Origin of the sequence: Streptomyces sp. NPDC006372 (assembly GCF_040612515.1) — a bacterium.
In the GTDB taxonomy this organism is placed as follows: domain Bacteria; phylum Actinomycetota; class Actinomycetes; order Streptomycetales; family Streptomycetaceae; genus Streptomyces.
The window spans coordinates 14,271-30,545 of the sequence record NZ_JBEXQJ010000060.1 but is presented as its reverse complement, the minus strand read 5'-3'; the positions used below and the strand labels follow the sequence as shown (position 1 = coordinate 30,545).

Annotated in this window: 14 protein-coding genes; 6 read left to right on the top strand and 8 right to left on the bottom strand. The window is 71.6% G+C overall.

Annotated features, from left to right (window positions below; translation table 11 throughout):
- Positions 1 to 47 precede the first annotated feature (47 nt).
- Complete coding sequence (locus ABZ016_RS41350; RefSeq protein WP_356921942.1) at positions 48 to 2,309, bottom strand: helix-hairpin-helix domain-containing protein; 2,262 nt, start codon at positions 2,307 to 2,309, stop codon at positions 48 to 50.
- Complete coding sequence (locus ABZ016_RS41345) at positions 2,306 to 3,292, bottom strand: aldo/keto reductase (RefSeq protein ID WP_356921941.1); 987 nt, start codon at positions 3,290 to 3,292, stop codon at positions 2,306 to 2,308. The genes ABZ016_RS41350 and ABZ016_RS41345 overlap by 4 nt, the downstream gene beginning before the upstream one ends.
- A 126-nt stretch (positions 3,293 to 3,418) precedes the next feature.
- On the opposite strand from ABZ016_RS41345, the gene ABZ016_RS41340 reads away from it, so the two are divergent.
- Together ABZ016_RS41340 and ABZ016_RS41335 are read left to right on the top strand one after the other, a co-directional pair.
- Positions 3,419 to 4,474 carry an LLM class F420-dependent oxidoreductase gene (locus tag ABZ016_RS41340; RefSeq protein WP_356921940.1) on the top strand — a complete coding sequence of 352 codons (1,056 nt, stop codon included), beginning with the start codon at positions 3,419 to 3,421 and terminating at the stop codon, positions 4,472 to 4,474.
- Positions 4,475 to 4,735: 261 nt separating this feature from the next.
- Positions 4,736 to 5,524, top strand: coding sequence for a ferritin-like domain-containing protein (locus ABZ016_RS41335; RefSeq protein WP_356921939.1), 789 nt, complete (start codon positions 4,736 to 4,738; stop codon positions 5,522 to 5,524).
- A gap of 10 nt (positions 5,525 to 5,534) precedes the next feature.
- Here ABZ016_RS41335 and ABZ016_RS41330 read toward each other — a convergent pair whose 3' ends face one another.
- On the bottom strand, positions 5,535 to 6,530 hold the full coding sequence (locus tag ABZ016_RS41330; protein WP_356921938.1) for a magnesium and cobalt transport protein CorA: 996 nt from the start codon (positions 6,528 to 6,530) through the stop codon (positions 5,535 to 5,537).
- Between the two features lie 61 nt (positions 6,531 to 6,591).
- Here ABZ016_RS41330 and ABZ016_RS41325 point away from each other — a divergent pair, with 61 nt between their 5' ends.
- The 4 genes from ABZ016_RS41325 to mshC all read left to right on the top strand — a co-directional run bounded on the left by ABZ016_RS41325 (position 6,592) and on the right by mshC (position 10,065).
- Positions 6,592 to 7,278 carry a histidine phosphatase family protein gene (locus ABZ016_RS41325; RefSeq protein WP_356921937.1) on the top strand — a complete coding sequence of 229 codons (687 nt, stop codon included), beginning with the start codon at positions 6,592 to 6,594 and terminating at the stop codon, positions 7,276 to 7,278.
- 78 nt (positions 7,279 to 7,356) lie between these two features.
- Positions 7,357 to 7,947: a DUF3090 domain-containing protein gene (locus tag ABZ016_RS41320; RefSeq protein ID WP_356921936.1), complete on the top strand. Its 591-nt coding sequence runs from the start codon at positions 7,357 to 7,359 to the stop codon at positions 7,945 to 7,947.
- Positions 7,911 to 8,741, top strand: coding sequence for an SCO1664 family protein (locus tag ABZ016_RS41315; RefSeq protein WP_356921935.1), 831 nt, complete (start codon positions 7,911 to 7,913; stop codon positions 8,739 to 8,741). The genes ABZ016_RS41320 and ABZ016_RS41315 overlap by 37 nt, the downstream gene beginning before the upstream one ends.
- Positions 8,742 to 8,835: 94 nt before the next feature.
- Positions 8,836 to 10,065, top strand: coding sequence for a cysteine--1-D-myo-inosityl 2-amino-2-deoxy-alpha-D-glucopyranoside ligase (gene mshC, locus ABZ016_RS41310; RefSeq protein WP_356921934.1), 1,230 nt, complete (start codon positions 8,836 to 8,838; stop codon positions 10,063 to 10,065).
- Between the two features lie 80 nt (positions 10,066 to 10,145).
- On the opposite strand, the gene ABZ016_RS41305 is transcribed toward mshC, so the two are convergent.
- The 5 genes from ABZ016_RS41305 to ABZ016_RS41285 all read right to left on the bottom strand — a co-directional run bounded on the left by ABZ016_RS41305 (position 10,146) and on the right by ABZ016_RS41285 (position 16,137).
- Positions 10,146 to 11,132: a PAC2 family protein gene (locus ABZ016_RS41305; protein ID WP_356921933.1), complete on the bottom strand. Its 987-nt coding sequence runs from the start codon at positions 11,130 to 11,132 to the stop codon at positions 10,146 to 10,148.
- Between the two features lie 156 nt (positions 11,133 to 11,288).
- Positions 11,289 to 11,960, bottom strand: coding sequence for a FadR/GntR family transcriptional regulator (locus ABZ016_RS41300; RefSeq protein WP_356921932.1), 672 nt, complete (start codon positions 11,958 to 11,960; stop codon positions 11,289 to 11,291).
- Between the two features lie 123 nt (positions 11,961 to 12,083).
- Complete coding sequence (locus tag ABZ016_RS41295) at positions 12,084 to 13,700, bottom strand: glycerol-3-phosphate dehydrogenase/oxidase (protein ID WP_356921931.1); 1,617 nt, start codon at positions 13,698 to 13,700, stop codon at positions 12,084 to 12,086.
- 8 nt (positions 13,701 to 13,708) lie between these two features.
- Positions 13,709 to 15,247: a glycerol kinase GlpK gene (gene glpK / locus ABZ016_RS41290; RefSeq protein ID WP_356921930.1), complete on the bottom strand. Its 1,539-nt coding sequence runs from the start codon at positions 15,245 to 15,247 to the stop codon at positions 13,709 to 13,711.
- A 92-nt stretch (positions 15,248 to 15,339) separates the two neighbouring features.
- Complete coding sequence (locus tag ABZ016_RS41285) at positions 15,340 to 16,137, bottom strand: MIP/aquaporin family protein (RefSeq protein ID WP_356921929.1); 798 nt, start codon at positions 16,135 to 16,137, stop codon at positions 15,340 to 15,342.
- Between the last annotated feature and the right edge of the window lie 138 nt (positions 16,138 to 16,275).

Sequence of the window (16,275 nt, the reverse complement as noted above, 5' to 3'; positions counted from 1 at the left end):
CGCGCGCGCGCCCCCCCCCCCCCCGGCCCCCCCCCCCCACCCCCTCGTCAGCCGCCCCCGACCTGCGGGGCGAGCAGCACGGGGAGCCGGGTCGTCCGGGGCTTGGCCGGGACCTCGGCCACGGCCTTCGGCAGCGCCTGCTCCACGCCGTGCACCACGGAGAGATGGCGGTCGGCCCGCCCGAACGCGGTGTACACCCACGGCCGGCTGAGAACCTGCGCGGCGTCGCCGGGCAGGACCACGACCACCGCGGGCCAACGGCTCCCCACGGCCTGGTGCGCGGTCAGCGCCCACCCGTGCCGCACGGACTGCTCCACCCGCTCCTTGGGCACGACGACGGCCTCGCCCTCGCACGACAGGTGCAGCCCCTCGGCATCCGCCGTCACCACCCTGCCCGGCAGCACCCGTCCGGGGGCGGGGGAGTAGGCGACCCGGTCGCCGGGGTCGAAGCCGGCGAAGCGGCCCGGTCCCGGATTGAGCCGCTCCTTCAAGGCCGCGTTGAGCGCACGCGTGCCCACGGCACCGCCGTGCCCCGGTGTGATCACCTGAGTCTCCTCGGCCGGTACGCCGATCGCCCGCGGCACCGAGTCCGCGACGAGCTGCACCGTCCGGTGCACCGCCTCACCGGCGTCCCGCACGGGCACGATCACGACCTCCTTGCCCGGGGCCTCGACCTGGGTCAGCTCGCCGACGCCGATACCGGAGACCAACTCGCCCAGTGGCCCAGGATCCGGCTGCCGCGAGGAGACCTGCGGGCAGATCCGCGCCGCGAGCAGATCCGCGAACACTCGCCCCGGACCCACGGACCACAGCACCCCCGGATCCCCGGCCAGCACCAGCCGCGCACCGTCCGGCAGCGACTCGGTGAGCAGTGCCGCCGTCTCGACGTCCAACTGCGGTGCGTCGAGCACGACGAGCAGATCGAGGTCCAGCGCCCCGTCGGCGTCCCGCCCCGGCCCCTCGGCCCCCGCGAGCAGCCCGGCGACGGTGGCGACAGGAAGCTGAGTCTCGTCCGGCTCGGCTCCGGCCGTCCCGGAGCGGCGCAGCAGGGCGGCGAAGCGGGTGCGGCCGATGGGGCCGTGCGCGGCGGCCCAGACGCGCAGCCCGAGGGTGTCCGCGGCGGTCAGCAGGGCCGCGGGCTCGGCCAGGGAGGCCGCGCCGCCCGTGTGCAGGACCAGACCGTGCGCGGCGACGGCGCGGATCAGCTCACCCGTCGATCCCTGGGCCGAGGCGGCGGCCCGCTCCCACTCGCCTGCCGAACCGTCCTGCTTGGGCGCCGAGTTGACCAGCCGGGCCAGACCGTCGGCGAGGCTCTCCTCCGCGAGCGCGTACCGCTCGAGGCCGACCAGGACACGGACCGGGCGCTGCTCCTCCTCCACGTCCTCCTCGGAGTCCGCCGCTTCCGCCGGGGCCGGGGCCCCCTTCTCGTCCAGGGCGTCCTGGAAGACCAGTGCCTCGCCTTCCGCGATCGTGTCCTGCACCGCACGGTCGGGGTCCGGCACGCCCCGCTGGGCCAGGGCGGTGAGAAGGGCCGGCATCTCCAGGGCGGTGTGCCCGGCCAGCGCGGCCTGCTCCAGGAGCCAGACGGTGACGGCACGGCCCCGCCGCTCGTCGTCCGGGCCGCACTCGGCGCCGAGCAGCGCCCGCGCGAACCCGTCGGCCTGCTCGGGCCGCACGCCGGCGATCCGCAGCAACTGCCAGGGGTCCGCCCGCAGCTGTTCCTCCGCGCCTTCGCCCAGGGCCTCGGCCACCTGCGGCGCGAGCGCCTCCGGGGCACCGCCCTCGCCGAGCACCGCCCGCACGGCCCGCACCACCTCCGGCGCGGGCGCCGCCACCGCGGCGACGGCCTCGGCCGCCACCGGCTGCGGTCGCCGCTCCGGCTCCGGGGCGGAGCGCCGGGGGGCGGGCGCGGGCTCCGCGAACACCGCGGCCGCAGGCTTCTCGCCGCTCTCCACGGCCCGCACGGCCGCGAGCAGATCGGCGGCCTTGCCGCTCAGCTTGCCGCCGCTCTCGATCGGCGCGGCCTTCTCGGCCTTCCGCTGCGCGATGCGCTCCCGCTCGATCTGCTGCGCCCGAAGCTCGGCCTCGGCCTCGGACACCTGACCGGCCTCGGCCGCGTCCGCCTCGGCACCTTCGGACGCCTCGGATCCTCCGGACGCCTCGGATCCCCCGGAAGCCTCGGTCGCCTCAGCACTCTGGGAGGCCTCATGCCCCTCGGAAACCTCGGGCACCTCGCCCCCCTCGGTCTCCGCACCACCGGTCGGGGTCCCCGGCTCGGCGTCCTCCGTGGTCTCCGGCTCCGTGCTCACAGCGTGCTCCAGTCGTGATCGGGATAGCGGTGCACAGGCGCCGACACGTCGTCGAGCGCCCGGCAGATCTCGTCAGGAAGACTAAGGGTCTCCACTGACAATGCCGCCGTGAGCTGCGGCGCGTTGCGCGCGCCGACCACGGGCGCGGCCACGCCCGGCCGGTCGCGGACCCAGGCCAGAGCCACCTGGAGCGGCGTCACCGCGAGACCGTCGGCCGCGGTGGTCACGGCGTCCACGATGCGGCCGGCCATGTCGTCGAGGTACGGCGCGACGAACGGCGCGAGGTGCTCGGAGGCGCCGCGTGAGTCCGGGGGCATCGCGTCGCCCCGGTACTTGCCGGTCAGCACGCCCCGCCCGAGCGGCGAGGACGGCAGCAGTCCGATGCCGAGGTCCAGTGCGGCCGGCAGCACCTCGCGTTCGACGCCGCGCTGGAGCAGGGAGTACTCCAGCTGCGTACCGGCGAGCCGGGTCCGGGTGCCGGGGGCCGTCAGCTGCCAGGTCGCGGCCTTGGCCAGTTGCCAGCCGCAGAAGTTGGAGACGGCGGCGTAGCGGGCACGACCGCTGGCGACCGCGAGGTCGAGGGCCTGGAGGGTCTCCTCCAGCGGGGTCTCGGGATCGAAGGCGTGCACGTGCCAGAGGTCGACGTAGTCGGTGCCGAGCCGGGAGAGCGAGGCGTCCAGCGCGGAGAGCAGATGGCCGCGGGAGGCGTCGACGCGGCGGTCGGGGTCCGGCACGCTGCCGGCCTTGGTCGAGATGACCAGGTCCCGGCGGGGGACCAGGCCGTCCATGAGCCTGCCGAGCAGGTACTCGGCCTCTCCGTCGCCGTACACGTCCGCAGTGTCGACGAGGGTCCCGCCCGCTTCCCAGAACGTCTTCATCAGGTCCGCGGCGTCGTGCTCGTCGGTGTCCCGTCCCCAGGTCAGGGTGCCGAGTCCGATCCGGGACACACGCAGGCCGGTGCGGCCGAGATGCCTCTGCTCCATGAACGCCGAGATTACTGGCCAGAGCCTTCCGTGTGAGGGGCCGAGTGCAACGACTCTGCGTCAGCCCCCGGCCCCGCGCTATGGTCTCCGCACAAGGCACGTTACTGATCGGTAAGGGGATGCGGCATGCAGCTCGGTATCAACCTCGGCTACTGGGGTGCCGGAATGGACGCGGACAATCTGGCCGTCGCCCAGGAGGCGGACCGGCTCGGATACGCCGTCTGCTGGGCCGCCGAGGCCTACGGTTCCGACGCCGCCACCGTCCTGAGCTGGGTCGCCGCCCAGACCGAACGGATCGACGTCGGCTCCGCCATCTTCCAGATCCCGGCCCGGCAGCCGGCCATGACCGCCATGACGGCCGCCACCCTCGACTCCCTCTCCGGCGGCCGCTTCCGCCTCGGCCTCGGCGTCTCCGGCCCGCAGGTCTCCGAGGGCTGGTACGGCGTCAAGTTCGACAAGCCGCTGGCCCGCACCCGCGAGTACGTCGAGATCGTCCGCAAGGCCATGACCCGCGAACGCCTGTCCTACGAAGGTGAGCACTGGACCCTCCCCCTCCCCGGCGGCCCGGGCAAGCCCATCAAGCTGACCGTGCACCCGCAGCGCGAGCACATCCCGCTCTACATCGCCGCGATCGGCCCGAAGAACCTCGAGCAGACCGGTGAGATCGCCGACGGCGCCCTGCTGATCTTCCCCTCCGCCGATCACCTCGAGGACACCGCGATCAGGTACCTGCGGGCCGGGCGCGAGAAGGCCGGCAAGACCCTCGACGGGTTCGACGTCTGCCCGACCCTGCCGCTGGCCGTGGGTGACGACAAGGACGTGGCCACGCTGGCCGACACCTTCCGTCCCTACACCGCGCTGTACGTCGGCGGCATGGGCAGCCCCAAGCAGAACTTCTACAACCAGCTCGCCCGGCGCATGGGCTACGAGCAGGAAGCCGCCGAGATCCAGACCAAGTACCTCTCCGGCGACAAGCAGGGCGCCGCGGCCGCCGTACCGCACGACCTGATCGACAAGACGACCCTGCTCGGTTCCGTCGACCGGATCGCGGACCGGATGAAGGCCTACGCGGCGGCCGGGGTCACCACCCTGTCCCTCGCACCGGCGGGCTTCACGCTCGACGAGCGGCTCGCGTCCCTCAGGGCCGGTACGGAGGCCCTGGAGCGCGCCGGGCTCGCCTGAGGATTCAGCGGCCGTGGTGGGGGCTCGGGGGTCCACCCCGCCACGGCCGTCACGCGGAACAACGCGGCGGGCCCCCGGCGGTTACGCCGTACCGCCCCCGGTGCGCCGGCACACTTCCCCCCACGTCCTCCATTTGGCGGAGTTGTCCGGCACACCTGTTGCAGCACCCCTCACCCCGCACTTGACTCGTTCTTCGCGGAACCTGCGGAAACCCCGCGGAATCTCGGCGGTACGCGCACGCGCGCGGGAGAGGTGCCCACGATGCTTTCGGCCAAGAGTCTGTTCCAGGAGATCCTCGCCGACGACGAGTCCTTCGCCCTGTTCTGCTCCATCGCCGCGAGCGGCGAGTCCCAGGGCGGCTGGGAGAACGCGCGCATCGCCGCGCTCGTCCCCGAGAGCGAACGCGAACTCGCCCCCAAGATCACCCGGCACGGCGCCGACGAGGAGAAGCACGGCCGGATCTTCAACGCCCTGATGAAGAAGCGCGGCCTCACCCCCGTACCGGTCCCGCCGGAGACCGACTACACCATGCTGCTGGAGAAGAACGGCATCGGCCTCGCGCACGAACAGCTCAGGCGCGACGAGCGGCTCACGGTCCAGGACATCGTCACCTACCTCTCGCACAGCAGGGTCACCGAACAGCGTGCCTCGGAGCAGATGGAACTGCTCCGCAAGCACTTCGCGGACCACCCCGACATCGGCCGCGCGGTCAAGCAGATCTCCAACGACGAGGACAACCACCTCGCCTACTGCCACGAGGAACTGCTGCGCTTCGCCCGCGCCGGCCACGGCCGTGTCATCCAGCGGACCCTGCGCGAGTGCGCGCTGGCCGAGATCCGGATCTACCGGGACGTCAGTCTCGCGGTCATGGCGAACATGGGCCGCATCCTCGGCTGGTCCAGGGCCAGGTCGGCGGTGCTCGCGGCGGGCATCCACGCGATGTACGCCTACGAACGGCTCGGCGGCTGGCGCCGGATGGTGTCGCTGAAGACCCCTGAGCGTCGCAACGCCCTCGGCGGACCCGCGTCCACGGAACCCGAGTTCGCCTAGGCGACCCGCCTCACAACCACCCCCGGCGCTTGAACAGCCGGAACACCAGCACCTCCAGCACGGCCATCACCGCGATCAGCGCCGGGTAGGACCACACCCAGCCCAGCTCGGGCATGTGCTCGAAGTTCATGCCGTAGATCCCCGCGAGCATCGTGGGGATCGCGGCCATCGCCGCCCACGCGGAGATCTTCCGCATGTCGTCGTTCTGCCGGACGCTCATCTGCGCCAGATGCGCCGAGAGGATGTCCGACACCAGCCGGTCCAGGTTCTCCACGGACTCGTTCACGCGCGTGAGGTGGTCGCTGACGTCCCGGAAGAACGGCCGGGCCCGGTCGTCCACGAACGGCACCGCGACGCCGTACGGCGCCGTCCCCGCCAGCCGGCTCATCGGCAGGGCCAGCGGCCCGGTCGCCCGGCGGAACTCCAGCACCTGCCGCTTGAAGGTGTAGATCCGGGACGCGGTGTTGCGCGATCCGCCGCTGTCCGGCGAGAACACCTCCGCCTCCAGTTCCTCCAGGTCCGTCTGCAACTCGGTCGCCACGTCCAGGTAGTGGTCGACGGCGGCGTCGGCGACCGCGTACAGGACGGAGGTGGGGCCCTTGACCAGCAGTTCCGGCTCCTGCTCCAGACGGTGCCTCACGGCCTTGAGAGGGGTGCCCTCTCCGTGCCGCACGATCACCACGAACGAGTCGCCCAGGAAGATCATGATCTCGCCGGTGGAGACGGTGTCGCTCTGCGGCTCGTACGCCACCGGCTTGAGCACCGCGAAGAGCGAGTCGTCGTACACCTCCAGCTTGGGCCGCTGGTGGGCCTTGAGGGCGTCCTCGACGGCCAGCGGGTGCAGCCCGAACTCCCGGGTGACATGCTCGAATTCACGTTCCGTGGGTTCGTGCAGCCCGATCCACACGAAACCGCCCGCCGCGCGGGCCTCCCCCAGGGCGTCGGAGAAGTCCTCGGGCCCCTCCGACCGGTGTCCGTCGCGGTAGATGGCACAGTCGACGATCACGAAGCGAGTCTCCCGTCACTCGAACGACACCGCACGCGTGCGTGCGCCTACGCTGGACCGCATGCCCACGTTGATCCTGGTCCGGCACGGACGTTCCACCGCCAACACCGAGGGACTGCTCGCCGGCTGGACGCCCGGTGTCGCCCTCGACGGGCGCGGTGCCGAGCAGGCCGCCGCGCTGCCCGGGCGCCTGGCCGAACTGCCCCTCGCCGAGATCGTCACCAGTCCGCTCCAGCGCTGCCAGGAGACGATCCGGCCCCTCCTCCGGGCCCGGCCGGAACTGAGCGCCCACACCGACGAGCGCATCGGCGAGTGCCACTACGGCGACTGGTCCGGACGCAAACTCGCCGAGCTCAAGGACGAGCCCCTCATGGAGGTGGTGCAGGCGCACCCGTCCGCCGCGGCGTTCCCCGGCGGGGAGTCCATGCGGGCGATGCAGACGCGCGCCGCCGAGGCCGTACGCGAGTGGAACGCGCGCGTGGAGCGCGACCACGGCGGCGACGCCGTCTACCTCATGTGCTCGCACGGCGACATCATCAAGTCTCTCGTCGCGGACGCACTCGGACTTCATCTGGACCTCTTCCAGCGGATTTCTGTTGAACCGTGTTCCATCACCGCGATCCGCTACACCCGACTGCGACCGTTTCTCGTCCGCCTCGGCGACACCGGGAACTTCACGTCCCTCGTGCCGCGCGAGGAACCGCCGGGCGACGAAGCCCAAGTCGGTGGTGGTGCGGGCGCACCGTGATCGTCGGCCGCAGTAGGGTGAAGCGGTCGCAGCAGTGCCGTGGTCACACGGTTCCCACGATTCCAATGGAGACAGGACGTGTCCCGTCAGGTGTTCCTCTACGACCATCCGGAGCGTTTCGTGGCCGGTACGGTCGGACTGCCCGGGCGTCGTTCGTTCTTCCTCCAGGCCTCCGCCGGCACCCGGGTGACCAGTGTGGCCCTGGAGAAGACCCAGGTCGCAGCGCTCGCCGAACGCATGGAAGAACTGCTCGACGAGGTCGTACGCCGTAGCGGCGGCAGCGCTTCCGTCCCCGCCGTCGCACCGTCGGAGATCAACGACACCGCCCCGCTGGACACCCCCATCGAGGAGGAGTTCCGGGTCGGCACCATGGCACTCGCCTGGGACGGCGACGAGCAGCTCATGATCGTCGAGGCGCAGGCGCTCGTCGAACTCGACGCCGAGTCCGAGGAGGACCTCGCCGAGGCCGAGGAACGGCTGCTCCAGGACGAGGAGAACGGGCCCCCGATGCTGCGGGTCCGGCTCACCGGCGCGCAGGCGAGGGCCTTCGCCAAGCGCGCCCTCGACGTCGTCAACGCGGGGCGGCCGCCGTGCCCGCTGTGCAGTCTCCCGCTCGACCCGGAAGGACACGTATGTCCGCGCCAGAACGGATACCGCCGCGGAGCGTGACACCTCCCCCGGACCCCGCCGAGCTGCTCGCCCGGGGCGAACTCACCGTGCGCGGACGCATCCGCGAGGCGTCCAACGCCGCCCTGTACTGCACGGTGTCGTACGACGGCGGGGAAGCGGCCTGCGTCTACAAGCCGGTCGCCGGTGAGCGACCCCTGTGGGACTTCCCCGACGGCACGCTCGCCCAGCGCGAGGTCGCCGCGTACGAGGTCTCCGAGGCGACCGGCTGGGGCCTGGTCCCGGTCACCGTGCTGCGGGACGGTCCCTACGGCGAGGGCATGTGCCAGCTGTGGGTCGAGGCGGTGCCCGACCAGGAGCTGCTCGCCCTGGTCGACGGCGAGGAGCCGGAGCCGGGCTGGAAGGCGATCGGGTTCGCCGAGGTCGGCGAGGGCCGTACCGCGCTGCTCGTCCACGCCGACGACGAGCGGCTGCGGCGGCTCGCGGTGCTGGACGCCGTGGTCAACAACGCCGACCGCAAGGGCGGGCACCTGCTGCCCACCGAGGGGGGCCGGCTGTACGGCATCGACCACGGTGTGACCTTCAACGCCGAGAACAAGCTGCGGACCCTGCTGTGGGGCTGGGCGGGGGAGCCCCTCACCCGGGAAGCGGTCGACGTCCTCGACGGCCTCAGGAAGGACCTCGCCGACGGCGGGGCGCTCGCCGCGCGGCTCGAACCGCTGATCACCGGCGCCGAGATCGAGGCCACGCGCGCGCGGGTCGGCGCACTGCTCGCCTCGGGGAAGCATCCGGAGCCGAGCGGGGAATGGCCGGCGATTCCCTGGCCACCCGTGTAGCAGCACATGCGTCGCGCTCCCGCAAGAGCGTCTTCTCGGCCGTCCGGGCCGCTCCCATTCGTATATGGAACTTCAGTCCGGTTAGGCTCAAGGCATGCATGCCTGGCCCGCTTCCGAGGTCCCCGCCCTGCCTGGTCAGGGCCGCGACCTGAGGATCCACGACACCGCGACCGGCGGCCTCGTCACCCTCGACCCCGGTCCCGTCGCCCGTATCTACGTCTGCGGCATCACCCCGTACGACGCCACGCACATCGGACACGCGGCGACCTACAACGCGTTCGACCTCGTGCAGCGCGTGTGGCTCGACACCAAGCGGCAGGTTCACTACGTCCAGAACGTCACCGACGTCGACGACCCGCTCCTGGAGCGGGCGCAGCGTGACGGCCTCGACTGGGCCGCGCTCGCCGAGCAGGAGACGGCCCTCTTCCGCGAGGACATGACGGCCCTGCGCATGCTGCCGCCGCGGCAGTACATAGGTGCCGTCGAGGCGATACCCGGGATCGTCCCGCTCGTCGAGCGGCTGCGGGACCTGGGCGCGGCGTACGAACTCGAAGGGGACGTCTACTTCTCCGTCGAGTCCGACCCGCACTTCGGCAAGGTCTCGAACCTGGACGCCGCGGCGATGCGGCTGCTGTCCGCGGAGCGCGGCGGCGACCCGGACCGGCCGGGCAAGAAGAACCCGCTCGACCCGATGCTGTGGATGGCGGCCCGCGAGGGCGAGCCCAGCTGGGACGGCGGATCGCTCGGCCGCGGACGCCCTGGCTGGCACATCGAGTGCGTGGCCATCGCCCTCGACCACCTCGGCATGGGCTTCGACATCCAGGGCGGCGGCTCCGACCTCGCCTTCCCGCACCACGAGATGGGTGCCTCGCACGCGCAGGCCCTCACCGGCGAGTTCCCCATGGCCAAGGCGTACGTGCACGCCGGCATGGTCGCCCTCGACGGCGAGAAGATGTCCAAGTCCAAGGGCAACCTGGTCTTCGTCTCCAAGCTGCGGCACGACGGCGTCGACCCGGCCGCGATCCGGCTCGCGCTGCTCGCCCACCACTACCGCGCCGACTGGGAGTGGACCGGCCAGGTCCTCCAGGACGCCGTCGACCGGCTCGGCCACTGGCGGGCCGCCGTGTCCCGGCCCGACGGGCCGCCGGCGGAGTCGCTCGTGGAGGAGATCCGCGAGGCCCTCGCGAACGACCTGGACGCCCCGGCCGCGCTCGCCGCGGTCGACCGCTGGGCCGCGCTCCAGCAGGAGAGCGGCGGCACGGACACGGGCGCGCCGGGCGTCGTCTCCCGCGCGGTGGACGCGCTGCTGGGCGTGGCCCTGTAGCCGTACGGCGAACGAAACGAAGGGGCGTCTCCCGGCCGGGAGACGCCCCTTCGGCGTGCGGAAAGCTGCGGAAAGCTGCCTCAGTCCTCCGACGACTCGTCGTCGTCCGTGCCGCTCGGCTTGGGCGGCTTCGGCGGGCGGGTGCGGCCGCTGGGGTTGTCCCGCAGGTAGGACGTGCTGTCGCTGCCGTCCGCCGTGGCGTGTCCGCCGGAGGCGGGCGGGCCGCCGCCGTCCCGGCGCCGCAGGTAGCGCTCGAACTCGCGGGCGATCGCCTCGCCCGACGCCTCCGGCAGCTCGGCGGTGTCCCGGGCCTCCTCCAGCGACTGGACGTACTCGGCGACCTCGCTGTCCTCCGCGGCCAGCTGGTCCACGCCGACCTGCCAGGCCCGCGCGTCCTCGGGCAGCTCGCCCAGCGGGATGCGCACGTCGATCAGGTCCTCCAGGCGGTTCAGGAGGGCCAGCGTGGCCTTCGGGTTCGGCGGCTGCGACACGTAGTGCGGCACCGCCGCCCACAGCGAGACGGCCGGCACGCCCGCGTGCGTGCACGCCTCCTGGAGGACGCCGACGATGCCCGTGGGGCCCTCGTACTTGGTCTCCTCCAGGTCCATGCGGCGGGCCAGGTCCGGATCGGACGTCGTCCCGCTGATCGGAACCGGACGGGTGTGCGGGGTGTCACCCAGCAGGGCGCCCAGGACGACCACCAGCTCCACACCCAGTTCGTGCGCGAAGCCGAGCAGTTCGTTGCAGAACGAACGCCACCGCATGGACGGTTCGATACCCCGGACGAGCACCAGGTCGCGCGGCTTCTCGCCGCCGACCCGGACCACCGACAACCTTGTCGTCGGCCAGGTGATCTTGCGGACGCCCGCTTCCATGAACACCGTGGGGCGGTTCACCTGGAAGTCGTAGTAGTCCTCGGCGTCCAGCGCCGCGAACACCTCGCCCTTCCACTCCCTGTCCAGATGCGCGACCGCGGTGGAGGCGGCGTCGCCGGCATCGTTCCAGCCCTCGAACGCGGCCACCATGACCGGGTCGACCAGCTCGGGAACCCCCTCGAGCTCGATCACCCAGCGCCTCCTTCCGACGTACCCTCGCGTACGCCCCAACCTTACGGCGTGCCAAGGGGGCGTCCGCAGCCCCCTCGCAGGGGGAGTGACCCCATCACTGCCCCGCGAACCACCCCTGAACACCCCGGATTCATCCGAGCGGTGAGTGAGGCCGGGTCACAGAGTGGAGCGCAGCCACTGCTCGACGCTCGCGATGTGCACCGTCGCCCATGAGCGCGCCGCCTCGGCGTCCCGGTCGCGCAGCGCGGCGAGGATCGCCCGGTGCTCGCGCAGGGTCCGGCTCACGGCGTCCTCCTGGGTGAGGCCGCGCCAGATCCGGGCCCGGGTGGTCGGCCCGGAGAGCCCGTCGAGCAGCGAGCACAGCACGGAGTTGCCCGAGCTCTGCACGATGCCCCGGTGGAACTCCAGGTCGCAGGCGACCAGGTCCTCGACGGACGGGGCGTCGCCGAGCTTGTCCAGCTGGGCCGTGAGCGCGTCCAGTTGCTGCTCGCTGATCCGCAGGGCCGCCATGGCCGTCGCGGCCGGCTCCAGGATGCGGCGTACGGCCAGGAACTCCAGGACGGTGTCGTCGCGGTGGAAGTCCACGACGAAACTCATCGCCTCCAGCAGGAGCTGCGGGTCGAGACTGGTCACGTACGTGCCGTCGCCCTGCCGCACATCCAGGATCCGGATGAGGGACAGTGCGCGTACGGCCTCCCGCAGGGAGTTGCGGGACAGGCCCAGGTCCGCGGCGAGCTCGCTCTCCTTGGGCAGCCGGTCGCCCGGCCGCAGCGCGCCGGAGACGATCATGCCCTTGATCTTCTCGATCGCCTCGTCGGTGACTGCCATGGCCGGCCTCCTGTCGCTTAAGACCTCCGACGTATCACGTCATTATGGGGGCAGGACCACGCGAAGGGGGCGGCTCCGTCGGCGTGGAACCGCCCCCTCCGGTACAGGGCCCCGGGCGCGTGCCTACTTCTTGTCGAGCAGGTCCTGGACCTTGGCGCGGACGTCGTCCGTGGCGAGGCCGCGGATCGTCAGCGTCGTCCGGCGGCGCAGCACGTCGTCCTGCGTCTCGGCCCACTCGTGGTCCCGGGCCCAGACGACCTGCGCCCAGATCTCCGGGGCGTCCGGGTGGACGCGCGCGGCCAGCTCCGGGTTCTCGTTGGCCAGCCGGGCGATGTCGAAGGCCAGCGAGCCGTAGTGCGTGGCCAGGTGCCTGGCGGTGTCGGCCGCCATGCGCGGGCCGGGCGCCGGCCGGTCGGTCAGCAGCCGGTGGGCGACCGCGCGCGGGTTGGCGATGCCGGGCAGCGGCAGCTTCTTCGGCAGCGAGCTGATCGGTTCGAAGTCGTCGCCCAGGGGGTGGCCCGGCAGCGTTTCCAGCTTCTGCATGACCGTACGGCCGATGTGGCGGAAGGTGGTCCACTTGCCGCCGGCGACGGACAGCATGCCGCCCTTGCCCTCGGTCACGACCGTCTCGCGCTTGGCCTTGGCGGTGTCGCCGGGGCCGCCCGGGAGCACGCGCAGGCCCGCGAAGGCGTAGGTGATGAGGTCGCGGTCCAGCTGCTGGTCGCGGACGGAGAAGGCGGCCTCGTCGAGGATCTGGGATATGTCCTTGTCGGTGACCGCGACGTCCGCCGGGTCGCCCTCGAACTCCTCGTCGGTGGTGCCGAGCAGGAGCATGTCCTCCCAGGGGAGGGCGAAGGTGATGCGGTACTTGTCGATGGGGGTGGCGAGCGCGGCCTTCCAGGGGGAGGTGCGCTTCAGGACCAGGTGGGCGCCCTTGGACAGACGGATGGACGGCGCCGCGTTCGGGTCCTCCATCTTCCGCAGGTGGTCGACCCACGGGCCGGTCGCGTTCAGCACCAGCCGGGCGTTGACGCCGAACTCCTCGCCGGAGAGACGGTCCTTCAGCTCGGCACCTGTGACCCGGCCCTGTGTGAAGCGCATGCCCGTCACCTCGGCGTGGTTGAGGACGACGGCGCCCGCTTCGACGGCCGCGCGGACCGTCATCAGCGCCATGCGCGCGTCGTTCATCTGGTCGTCGCCGTACACGGCCACGGCCTTGAGGTTCTCGGTGCGCAGCTCGGGCACGTCCTGCGCGGCCTTGGCCGGCGAGAGCAGGTGCCCGACGCCGTCACCGAAGGCCGACAGCGCGGAGTAGGCGAAGACGCCCGCCCCGAGCTTCGCCGCGCCGTGCGGCCCGCCCTTGTAGACGGGCAGGTAGAACGTGAGCGGGTTCGCCAGGTGGGGGGCCACCTGGCGGGAGACCGCACGGCGCTCGAAGTGGTTCTCCGCCACCAGCTTCACCGCGCCGGTCTGCAGGTAGCGCAAGCCCCCATGGAGCAGCTTGGAGGAGGCGGAGGAGGTGGCACCGGCGAAGTCGCCGGCGTCGACCAGAGCCACCCTGAGGCCGGACTGCGCGGCGTGCCAGGCGGTGGAGATGCCCAGGATGCCGCCGCCGATCACGAGAAGGTCGTACGACGCCTTGGAGAGCTGCTCCCTGGTCTCGGCTCGGCTCGGGTTCGAGCCGGAGGCCGGGTGCGTCCCCAGGGCAGGCACGGACTGCAGGGTGGACTGACTGGTCATGCGCTTTCTTACTCCTCGTCCTCGAGCCAGCCCATGGTCCGCTCGACGGCCTTGAGCCAGTTCTTGTACTCACGGGCGCGGGTGTCCGCGTCCATGCGGGGGGTCCACTCGGCGGCCCGGCGCCAGTTGGCGCGCAGGTCGTCGGTGCTGTTCCAGAAGCCGACGGCGAGGCCGGCGGCGTAGGCGGCGCCGAGGCAGGTGGTCTCGGCGACCATCGGGCGCACCACGGGGGCGTCCACGAAGTCGGCGAGGGTCTGCATCAGCAGGTTGTTGGAGGTCATGCCGCCGTCGACCTTGAGGGCGGCCAGCTCGACGCCGGAGTCCTTCGTCATGGCGTCGGCGATCTCCCGGGTCTGCCAGGCGGTCGCCTCCAGCACGGCACGCGCCAGGTGGGCCTTGGTGACGTACCGGGTCAGGCCGGCGATCACGCCGCGGGCGTCGGAGCGCCAGTACGGGGCGAACAGGCCGGAGAAGGCGGGCACGAAGTAGGCGCCGCCGTTGTCCTCCACCGACAGCGCGAGCGTCTCGATCTCGGCGGCGGTGGAGATCAGGCCCATCTGGTCGCGCATCCACTGCACCAGCGAACCGGTGACGGCGATCGAGCCCTCCAGGGCGTAGACCGTGTCCTGCTCGCCGATCTTGTAGCCGACGGTGGTCAGCAGACCGCTGTAGGAGTTGATGATCTTGTCACCGGTGTTCATCACCATGAAGGTGCCGGTGCCGTAGGTCGACTTGGTCTCGCCCTCGGAGAAGCAGGTCTGGCCGAACAGGGCGGCCTGCTGGTCGCCGAGCGCGGAGGCGACCGGGATGCCGCCGAGCAGGTCGCCCAGCTTGCCGCCCGTGATCTCGCCGTAGACCTCGGCGGAGGAGCGGATCTCGGGCAGGACCTGCGGCGGGACGCCGATGGACTCGCAGATCTTCTCGTCCCACTGCATGGTGTGCAGGTTCATGAGCATGGTGCGGGAGGCGTTGGTGACGTCGGTGACGTGCTTGCCGCCGTTGACGCCACCGGTCAGGTTCCAGATGACCCAAGTGTCCATCGTGCCGAAGAGGATGTCGCCCGCCTCGGCGCGCTCCTTCAGCCCGTCGACGTTGTCGAGCAGCCAGCGGGCCTTGGGGCCGGCGAAGTAGGAGGCGAGGGGGAGGCCCGTCTCGCGGCGGAAGCGGTCCTGGCCGACGTTGCGGCCGAGCTCGCGACAGAGGGCGTCGGTGCGGGTGTCCTGCCAGACGATGGCGTTGTGGACGGGCTCACCGGTGTTCTTGTCCCACAGCACGGTCGTCTCGCGCTGGTTGGTGATGCCGATGGCCTTGATGTCGTCACGGGTGATGCCGGCCTTCTGGACGGCCCCGGCGACGACCTCCTGGACGTTCGTCCAGATCTCGTTGGCGTTGTGCTCGACCCAGCCCGGCTTCGGGAAGATCTGCTCGTGCTCCTTCTGGTCGACGGAGACGATCCGGCCGTCCCGGTCGAAGACGATGCAGCGGCTGGAGGTGGTGCCCTGGTCGATGGCGGCGATGAAGGGGCCGGCGGTGTGCGCGTCGGTCACTGTGTGCTCCTGGTAATTCCGGGTTTAAGGGGCTTTACGTACGGCGCGTGCTGGAAGTTTCGCGTCGGGCGCGAGGATCGCTCCTGTCGCCCCTAGGCGAACGCGACGTTGTAGATGCCCGCCGCGATGGCGCCGCCGAGCAGCGGGCCGACCACGGGGACCCAGGCGTAGCCCCAGTCGGAGCCGCCCTTGTTGGGAAGGGGAAGGAGCGCGTGCACGATGCGCGGACCGAGGTCACGGGCCGGGTTGATCGCGTAGCCCGTCGGGCCGCCGAGGGAGAGGCCGATGGACACCACCACGAGTGCGGTGATCAGCGCGCCCAGGGTGCCCAGGCCGTTGCCCTTGTCGTTCAGGCCCTGAGTGAGCACGGCGAGCACCAGCACGACGGTGCCGATGACCTCCGTGGCGACGTTCTGCCAGGCGACCCGGACCTCGGGGCCGGTGGAGAAGACGCCCAGCACGGGGCCGGCACCCTTCTCCTGAGCCTCGACGGCCTTGGCCGCCGCGGTGTCCTGAGCACCCGGACCGCCGACGATCTCGCGGTCCGTGAGGTGCGCGTGGAACTGACCGTAGTAGGCGATCCAGACCAGAGCGGCACCGATCATGGCGCCGAGGATCTGTCCGGCCCAGTAGACCGGGACGTTCTTCCAGTCGCCGTCCTTGATGGCGATGGCCAGGGTCACGGCCGGGTTCAGGTGGGCGCCGGAGAGCGGCGCCGAGGTGTAGACCGCCGTGAGCACCGCGAAGCCCCACCCGAAGGTGATGGCGAGCCAGCCGGCGTTGCGGGCCTTGGAGGCCTTCAGCGTGACGGCGGCGCAGACTCCGCCGCCGAGGAGGATGAGTATGGCGGTACCGATGGTCTCGCCGATGAAGATGTCGGAGCTGGACACCCGCGACTCCTTTGTCCTACGTCCAGGGAAGTTCGATACCGGCCTGGCTGTCACACTCTAGCGCGTATTGCCGGTAGCTGTTCGACAATGTCGACCGATGGACGGGAGTCTTGCTTCGGCGTTACGAGCACGTCAAGG